A 7,960-nucleotide genomic window follows, 5' to 3' on the forward strand; every position below is an offset into this window, starting at 1 on the left:
CAGGTCGGTCGGCTCATCCTGACGCCGTCAGGATGAGCCGACTCGACGGGTCAGCGCGGGTTGATCCAGTTGAGCAGCTGGCTCATCGAGATCAGCAGGTCGTCGAGGCGACGCTCCATGCTGTCCAGGCGTGCGTTGATGTTGTCCAGCGAGGCATCGGTGCGCTCCGCCCGAGCCTTGATCGCGTGGAACTCTGCCGTGTGCATCTGCTGCATGGTCAGGAGATCGATCATGATCGCCTCGACGTCGCTCACGGACAGGCGGCCCCCAACGCCATGCCCCGAGTAATTGATGGACATGGTGTGAATCTTGTCACGCTATTTCACGCGAAACGTAAGGAATCGTGTGTCCTCGACGTGAACTTGCCTGGACGTGCACCAACTGTTGCTCAGAAGAGTCTCTCGGTCGGGTCGTCGAGGCCGCGGAGTGCGTCGTAGTCGACGACCGCGCAGGTGATGCCGCGGTCCTCGGCGAGCACGCGGGCCTGCGGCTTGATCGCCTGGGCAGCGAAGATGCCTCGCACCGGCGCCAGCAGCGGGTCGCGGTTGAGCAGCTCGAGGTAGCGGGTCAGCTGCTCGACGCCGTCGATCTCGCCGCGCCGCTTGATCTCCACGGCGACGGACTTCCCCTCGGCGTCGCGACACATCAGGTCGACCGGCCCGATCGGGGTGGGGTACTCGCGGCGTACGAGGATCAAGCCCTCGCCCAGGGTCGACGGGTGATCGGCGAGGAGCTCTTGAAGGTGCTTCTCGACGCCGTCCTTCTGCAGTCCGGGGTCGACACCGAGGTCATGGGAGGTCTCGTGGTGGATCTCGTCGATCAGGATGCGGAGGGTGTCGTCCGTCTTGGATGTCACCGTCCATTCGAGGCGGCCGTCGTCGGCCTTGCCCTCCGAGAGGGTGCAGGGCGGCGACATCCAGTTGAGGGGCTTGTAGGAGCCCCCGTCGGAGTGGACCAGCACCGATCCGTCGGCCTTGAGCATCAACACCCTGGTGGCCATCGGGAGGTGGGCGGTGAGCCGCCCCGCGTAGTCGACCTGGCAGGTGGCAACGACGAGTCTCACCGGGAGAACGTATCGCATCGCCTCGTGTGAGCAGCGTCACGCCACCGGGGGTTACTCATGGGTAATAAATTTGGCAGTCTTCCTTCGCATGACGGATTCGACCCAGGGTTCCATCCACGACGTGCTCGTGCTGCCCTACCTCAACCACGCCATCCGCATGCTCGAGTCGGGTTACGCCACCGCCACGGACATCGACAACGCCATGTGCTTCGGCTGCGGCTACCCCCAGGGGCCGCTGGCCGCGGTCGACGAGATCGGCGCGTCCGTCGTACGCGACGCGTTGCTCGCCCGCTTCGAGGAGACCGGCGACAACCTGCACAAGCCCGCCGACCTGCTCACCAAGATCGCCGGCGAGGCCGGGACGTTCGCCGCGGTGGCCGGGGACCACGTACCCGCCCCGGAGCTGCGCCGCACGATCGGGAAGATCGGCGTGGTCGGCACCGGCACGATGGCTTCGGGCATCATCCAGGTCTTCGCCCAGGCCGGGTACGACGTCGTCTTCGTCGGCCGCTCCACCGACAAGCTCGACGGCGTCGTCGCCGGGATCACCAAGGCGCTCGACAAAGCCATCGCGAAGGGCCGCTCGGACGAGGAGACCAAGTCCGCGGTGCTCGGTCGCCTCACCGGCAGCACCTCGCGCGAGGACCTCGCCGAGGCCGACCTGATCGTCGAGGGCATCGCCGAGGACCTCGAGGTCAAGACCGAGCTCTTCAAGGATCTCGACCGGATCGCCAAGGCGGGCGCCATCCTGGCCACGACGACCAGCTCGATGCCGATCACCGAGCTCGCCAAGGTCACCGAGCGCCCCGGTGACGTCATCGGGATGCACTTCTTCAACCCCGCGCCGGTCATGAAGCTCGTCGAGGTGGTCACCACCGAGCTCACCTCGCCCGAGGTCGACGAGACCGTGCGCGCCCTGTCCACGGCCGTCAAGAAGGTCCCGGTCTCCTGCGGCGACCGGTCCGGCTTCATCGTCAACGCGCTGCTGTTCCCCTACCTCAACGATGCCGTCAAGCTGCACGAGTCGGGCGTCGCGATGGCGGAGATCGACGCCGCGATCAAGGAGACCGCAGCCTTCCCGATGGGCCCCTTCGAGCTCCTCGACGTCGTCGGCAACGACGTCTCCCTGGCCATCCAGACCGAGCTCCGCAACGAGTTCGGCGAGCCCGGCTTCGAGCCCGCCGCCCTCCTGGTCGAGAAGGTCCGGGAAGGCAAGCTCGGCCGCAAGACCGGCGAGGGCTTCCACACCTACTGACGGGCGCGCTGACGACTGGTCAGGGTCGGGGATACCCGCGGCGTACGGCACGTTCCAGGACTCCCAGGGTGGCCCGGATCGACTTCTGGTCGATGACCGGGAAGATCGGCTTCTACTCGGGGAGGGCGGTGGACCAGTCGCAGTACGAGGTGACGCGGGTGTCCCCGGAGTCGAGCTGCTCGAGCTCGTAGCCGAAGCGGTGGCCGATCGGCGGCTTGATGGTGCCCTCGATGGTCCACTCGATCGATCGGTCGGGCTCGAAGCCGGTGATGATCACGGTGACGTCGTACTTGCCCAACGGGTAGTCGCCGAGGGCCTCGCGGTCCATGTGGACGACGAACCGGTCGCCGACCGCGGTCGCCGGTGATCCCTCCGCGGACTGGAGCATGCCGGCGGCATCGATGGCGACGTGGCCGTCGGGGTCGGTGAGGACGGCGAAGATGGCGGTGGGGGAGGCGGGGATGATCCGCTCGGCGTCGATGCGCTCGCTGGTCTGGGTCTCATCGTTCACGAAGACCGAATCTAGCGGCATCCCGACGTGCCCCCGATCACGCCATGGCAGGATGCGGGCCATGAGTGAGCGCACGATCGAGACAGTCGGAATCGTCGGCCTGGGCACCATGGGTGCCGGGATCGCGGAGGTGTTCGCCCGCAACGGGTTCACCGTCGTCGGGGTGGAGCGGGACGAGGAGGGTCTCGAGCGCGGCAAGGAGCACTTGGCCCACTCGACCGGCCGCGCGGTCAAGCGCGGCAAGCTCAGCCAGGAGGAGCAGGAGGCGCTGCTCGGCCGGATCTCCTTCGCCACCGACGCGACGGCGCTCAAGGACGTCGACATGGTGGTCGAGGCGGTCGTGGAGTCGCTGGAGCTGAAGAAGTCGATCCTGGCCACCCTCGACGACATCGTCGCTCCGGAGACGATCCTGGCGACGAACACCTCGTCGCTGTCGGTGACCGAGATCTCGGCTGCTTCCAAGCACCCGGGGCGCGTCGTCGGCGTGCACTTCTTCAACCCCGCCCCGGTGCAGAAGTTCGTCGAGATCGTACGCACCGTGGTCACCGAGCCCGACGTGCTCGAGGACGCCCGCGAGGTCGTCGGCAAGCTCGGCAAGTCGCCGGTGGTCTGCGGCGACCGGGCCGGGTTCATCGCCAATGCGCTGCTCTTCGGCTACCTGAACCACGCGGTCTCGATGTTCGAGGGCCACTATGCCACCCGCGAGGACATCGACACCGCGATGCGCCTGGGCTGCGGCTACCCGATGGGGCCGCTGGCGCTGCTGGACCTGATCGGGCTCGACACCTCCTACGAGATCCTCGACACGATGTACCGCCAGGGTCGCGACCGGCTGCACGCTCCCGCGCCGATCCTCAAGCAGATGGTCACGGCCGGGATGCTCGGGCGGAAGTCGGGGCGCGGCTTCTACACCTACGAGGGCGCCGACTCGCCGATCGTGGTCCCCGACGCCCTCACCCCGAGCGCCGACGCCACCCACGAGCTGCGCCGTTCGATCGCGAAGGTCGGCGTCGTCGGCACCGGGACGATGGCATCGGGGATCGTCGAGGTCTTCGCGAAGGGCGGCTACGACGTGACGTACGTCGGGCGCAGCCAGGACAAGGTCGAGGCTGTCTCCGCGCGGATCACCAAGAGCCTCGACAAGGCGATCGGACGAGGCAAGCTGGAGGAGTCGGCCAAGCCGGAGATCCTCGGTCGGCTGACCGGCACGACCTCGCTGGACGACCTGGCAGACGTCGACATCGTCGTGGAGGCCATCGCCGAGGACCTGGCCATCAAGACCACGCTCTTCGAGAACCTCGACGACATCTGCAAGCCGGGTGCGATCCTGGCGACGACGACCTCGAGCCTGCCGGTCATCGAGCTGGCGAAGGTGACCAAGCGGCCGGCGGACGTCGTCGGGATGCACTTCTTCAACCCGGCGCCGGTCATGAAGCTGGTCGAGGTCGTCTCCACCGTCACCACCTCCGAAGAGGTCGCCGAGACCGTCCGGGCGCTGTGTGCGAACGTCGGCAAGTCGCCGGTCTCGTGCGGGGACCGGGCCGGCTTCATCGTCAACGCGCTGCTCTTCCCCTACCTCAACGACGCGGTCAAGATGCTCGAGGCGCACTACGCGACCGCCGACGACATCGACACCGCGATGAAGCTCGGCTGTGCGCTGCCGATGGGCCCTTTCGAGCTGCTCGACGTGGTCGGCAACGACGTCTCCCTGGCCATCGAGCGAGAGCTCTACCTGGAGTTCCGCGAGCCCGGCTTCGCCCCCGCGCCGCTGCTGGAGCACCTGGTCACGGCGGGCTACCTCGGCCGCAAGACCGGCAAGGGGTTCCGCGACTACTCCTGATGCGGTAAGGGCGGGCCCGACCACCGTGGCGCTACGCTGATTGACGTGGGACTTCTGATCGCACTACTCGTTGTCGTCGCGGTGATCGGGACCGTGGTAGTGACCAACAAGCGCACGCAGGCGCGGGCGCTGGAAAAACAGCGCGCGGATCTGGCGCCGGTCAAGCAGCTCGCCTTCGAGGACGTCACCGCCTTCGGCGAGGAGCTGCAGGGGCTCGACCTCGACATGGCCGGCAAGGAGCTCGACGAGGGCGCCAACGCCGACTACCAGCGTGCCCTGGACGAGTACGAGACGGCCAAGCGCTCCGTCGACAGGATGACCGTTCCCGAAGACGTCAAGCAGATCACCACGATCGTCGAGGACGGCCGCTACGCGGTCGCGTGCGTCAAGGCGCGCGTCGCCGGCGAGGCGCTGCCGAAGCGTCGTCCGCCGTGCTTCTTCGACCCCCGCCACGGGCTCTCGGTCGAGGACGTGGAGTGGGCGCCACCGGGCGGCACTGCCCGCGACGTACCCGCCTGCGCGCTCGACGCCGAGCGGGTCAAGGCCGGCGCGGAGCCGGACACCCGCAAGGTGATGGTCGGCAACCAGCGAGTGCCCTACTGGCAGGGCGGGCCGGCCTACCGGCCCTACGCCGCCGGCTACTTCGGCGCGTTCTCCCCGATGGACTGGATGTTCGCCGGGCTGATGTTCAGCGCGTTCGGCGGCTTCGACGCCTTCGGTGAGATCGGCGAGGGCATGGGCGACGCGATCGGCGGGATCGGCGAGGGCATGGGCGACATGTTCGGCGGGATCGGCGACGGCATCGGTGGCATGTTCGACGGCTTCGACTTCTGAGTTTGTACGCTTCCCCGGTGTCATCACTTCATACGATCGAGCTCGGCGAGACCGGTAGCCGCGTCGTCTTCCTGCACGGACTCTTCGGTCAGGGACGCAACTGGAACACCCTGGGCAAGCAGCTGGCCGACAAGCACCGAGTCACGCTCGTGGACCTGCCCCACCACGGCAGGTCGCCGCAGCCGGACACCTTCGACTACCTCGAGGTGACCGCGGCCGTCGCCGAGCTGCTCTCGGCCGAGGACCCCGTCACCGTGGTCGGCCACTCGATGGGCGGCAAGGTGGCGATGCTGCTCGCGATCACCCGCCCCGAGCTGGTCGCGAAGCTGGTCGTGGCCGACATGTCCCCGGTCGTCTACGAGCGCGTCGGTGGCTTCAAGACCTATGTCGACGCGATGCAGAGTCTCGACCTGGACAGCGTCTCCCGGCGCGAGGAGGCCGACGCCGGCCTGCAGGAGGCGGTGCCCGACCAGACGGTCCGCGGCTTCCTGCTGCAGAACCTGCGCCGAGACGGGGACAGCTGGCGGTGGGCGATGAACCTGCCCGTCCTCGGCCGCGATCTCGACCAGATCGGCGACTGGCCGGCCGACGAGCTGAAGGCGTACGAGGCGTACGACGGTCCGGTGCTCTGGCTGGCCGGGGAACGGTCGAACTACGTCACCGACGAGTACGCGCCGGCAATGAAGGAATGGTTCCCGCGCTACCGCAAGGTGACGATCAAGGGCGCCGGCCACTGGGTCCACTCCGAGAAACCGGAGACCTTCTTGGCCGCTCTTCGTCAGTTCCTCGGCGACTGAGCTCTCTGACGCCTGACGAAGGTCGGGCCGCAGGAGTCGCACACGTCATGCTGCGACGTCGTAGTCGAGGAGTACGTCGCGCAGCACGAACTCGGCTTGGGACAGTGGTGGTGGGTCTGGTCGCCAGGTGTCGGGTGGCGGGCTGACGTAGGTGTGGCCGGTGGGTGTGATGGTGATGATGCTGCCGTCGGGTCCTGGTCTGGCCTGCCAGCCGAGGGCTTCTTTCGCTTGGTTGCATCGCTCGCAGAGCCCCTGCAGGTTCTGGGCGCTGGTGGTGCCGCCGTCTGCGTGGCGTCGGGCGTGGTCGACATTGCGGATCGGGGCGTCACAGCCGTTGGTGCGGCAGATCCCGCCATCGCGGATGGCGATGAACTCGGCCAGGCCGTCGGGGGCTTTGCGGGAGCGGGACTCCATCGCGACCAGTTGCCCGGCGGGGTCGGTGAACAGGCGCCGGATGAAGACCTCGGCGTCGGTGAGCGCTTCACGGGCCCAGGTAGCGGGGACGGGGCCGTAGCCCTCGACCACCGCAGGCTGGTCGCTGTCGTTGGCGAGCGCGTCGGCGGTCATCACGATCTTGACCTCGATCCGGGGCTTCGCGTCGACGCCGTCACGTCCGGTGACGCGGTCGACCAGGGTGTCGGCCATGACCTGACCACGCGTCCGCTCATCACCGGCCGCCTGCGCGGCCTTGGCGGCCTGATCCAACGCAGCGAATACGGCGACCCCGTCCTTGACCGGCAACAGCGCGCCGAGCCAGGTCATCGTGTCCGGTGCCGGCCGTACGCTGATGCGGCGGTCCTTCTCCGCGTTGGCGGCTCGGGCCACGACGGATTCTTGGTCGAGGGTGATCGCGAGCTTCTTGGCAGCGTTCTCGAGCTGTCGCAGCCCCATCGTCACCACGGCCGGCGGTTCGCCGTCCGGACCGGGCGAGCAGAGTTGGTAGTCGATGACGCGGCGGTCTTCCAGCGAGAGGCAGGCGGTTTCGCGGGCGAGGATGGTGGCCTGCCACTGCGAGAACAGGCCAGCTTTCATCAACGCGAACGTGTGTGGCATCTCGGTGACGAGGATCTTCGCCAGCCCCAAGAGTTTGGCGCCCTTGGCCGGTGAGACCCGCCGCGCGAGCGCGATCTGGGAGGCGACGCCCTCGCCGAGCTTCCGGGCAGGTACGCCGGCCGCGGCTTGCCGTGCCCGGGCGGCCTCGTCGAGGCGTACGGCTGCTTCTGCCTGCACGGCCTCAGCGGTGCACTTGATCTCTTCGAGCCGGGCGATCCAGTCGACCAGTTCCTTCTCGGACACCCCCAAGGGTGGCCCTGCAAGGAGCTGGTCGATGGTCTCGTTCATACGCCTGATTATATGCGAAAGGGCCGCCTGTGGCTACCCGTTTTTGCTGGTCAGCACCGATTTACGCAGTCCGCGAACATGTAATCTGGACCCCGCGCCACACCCTCGCCGCCGCCCCGATATAGGCGAAATCTTTCTCGATCAGGTGTCGAGTCAAGGACCGCGAAGCGGCCGGCGAAGCCGGCGGGCCGAAGGCCCGTCCTTGACTGTGAGGATCGACAACGCAGCCTGATCCTGTTGGGCTGTTGCCGAGGATGACGGGACGTGACCCTGTCCTTGACTGGCCCCGGGTGCCTTTGCCGCGACTTGTCCGTCTCGT

8 protein-coding genes are annotated in these 7,960 nt (G+C 67.7%); 4 read left to right on the forward strand and 4 right to left on the reverse strand.

Features of this window, described 5'->3' with window-relative positions:
• Nucleotides 1-50 precede the first annotated feature (50 nt).
• Nucleotides 51-299, reverse strand: coding sequence for a hypothetical protein (locus tag H5T77_RS25080; RefSeq protein ID WP_292653335.1), 249 nt, complete (start codon nt 297-299; stop codon nt 51-53).
• Nucleotides 300-388: 89 nt separating this feature from the next.
• On the reverse strand, nt 389-1,063 hold the full coding sequence (gene nucS, locus H5T77_RS25085) for an endonuclease NucS (RefSeq protein ID WP_292653336.1): 675 nt from the start codon (nt 1,061-1,063) through the stop codon (nt 389-391).
• Between the two features lie 88 nt (nt 1,064-1,151).
• Between nucS and H5T77_RS25090 the strand changes: the two genes are divergently transcribed.
• The gene (locus tag H5T77_RS25090) at nt 1,152-2,318 is read left to right on the forward strand and encodes a 3-hydroxyacyl-CoA dehydrogenase family protein (RefSeq protein ID WP_292653337.1); all 1,167 of its coding nucleotides are present in this window, start codon (nt 1,152-1,154) and stop codon (nt 2,316-2,318) included.
• A 112-nt stretch (nt 2,319-2,430) separates the two neighbouring features.
• Here H5T77_RS25090 and H5T77_RS25095 read toward each other — a convergent pair whose 3' ends face one another.
• Entirely contained in the window at nt 2,431-2,829 is a 399-nt protein-coding gene (locus H5T77_RS25095) for an SRPBCC family protein (RefSeq protein ID WP_292653338.1), read from the reverse strand.
• A gap of 61 nt (nt 2,830-2,890) precedes the next feature.
• Here H5T77_RS25095 and H5T77_RS25100 point away from each other — a divergent pair, with 61 nt between their 5' ends.
• The 3 genes from H5T77_RS25100 to H5T77_RS25110 are packed head-to-tail and all read left to right on the forward strand — an operon-like array spanning nt 2,891 to nt 6,300.
• Nucleotides 2,891-4,669, forward strand: coding sequence for a 3-hydroxyacyl-CoA dehydrogenase family protein (locus tag H5T77_RS25100; protein WP_292653339.1), 1,779 nt, complete (start codon nt 2,891-2,893; stop codon nt 4,667-4,669).
• Nucleotides 4,670-4,714: 45 nt separating this feature from the next.
• On the forward strand, nt 4,715-5,503 hold the full coding sequence (locus H5T77_RS25105) for a hypothetical protein (protein WP_292653340.1): 789 nt from the start codon (nt 4,715-4,717) through the stop codon (nt 5,501-5,503).
• Nucleotides 5,504-5,520: 17 nt separating this feature from the next.
• On the forward strand, nt 5,521-6,300 hold the full coding sequence (locus H5T77_RS25110) for an alpha/beta fold hydrolase (RefSeq protein WP_292653341.1): 780 nt from the start codon (nt 5,521-5,523) through the stop codon (nt 6,298-6,300).
• Nucleotides 6,301-6,345: 45 nt separating this feature from the next.
• On the opposite strand, the gene H5T77_RS25115 is transcribed toward H5T77_RS25110, so the two are convergent.
• Nucleotides 6,346-7,641: an HNH endonuclease gene (locus H5T77_RS25115; protein WP_292653342.1), complete on the reverse strand. Its 1,296-nt coding sequence runs from the start codon at nt 7,639-7,641 to the stop codon at nt 6,346-6,348.
• Nucleotides 7,642-7,960 lie beyond the last annotated feature (319 nt).

Origin of the sequence: Nocardioides sp. (assembly GCF_014360585.1) — a bacterium.
Classification (GTDB): domain Bacteria; phylum Actinomycetota; class Actinomycetes; order Propionibacteriales; family Nocardioidaceae; genus Nocardioides.

Bases quoted from the DNA above. Each gene is read 5' to 3' on its own strand.
- H5T77_RS25090 (WP_292653337.1), top strand. From the start codon at position 1,152: ATGACGGATTCGACCCAGGGTTCCATCCACGACGTGCTCGTGCTGCCC.
- H5T77_RS25115 (WP_292653342.1), bottom strand. From the start codon at position 7,641: ATGAACGAGACCATCGACCAGCTCCTTGCAGGGCCACCCTTGGGGGTG.
- H5T77_RS25100 (WP_292653339.1), top strand. From the start codon at position 2,891: ATGAGTGAGCGCACGATCGAGACAGTCGGAATCGTCGGCCTGGGCACC.
- H5T77_RS25080 (WP_292653335.1), bottom strand. From the start codon at position 299: ATGTCCATCAATTACTCGGGGCATGGCGTTGGGGGCCGCCTGTCCGTG.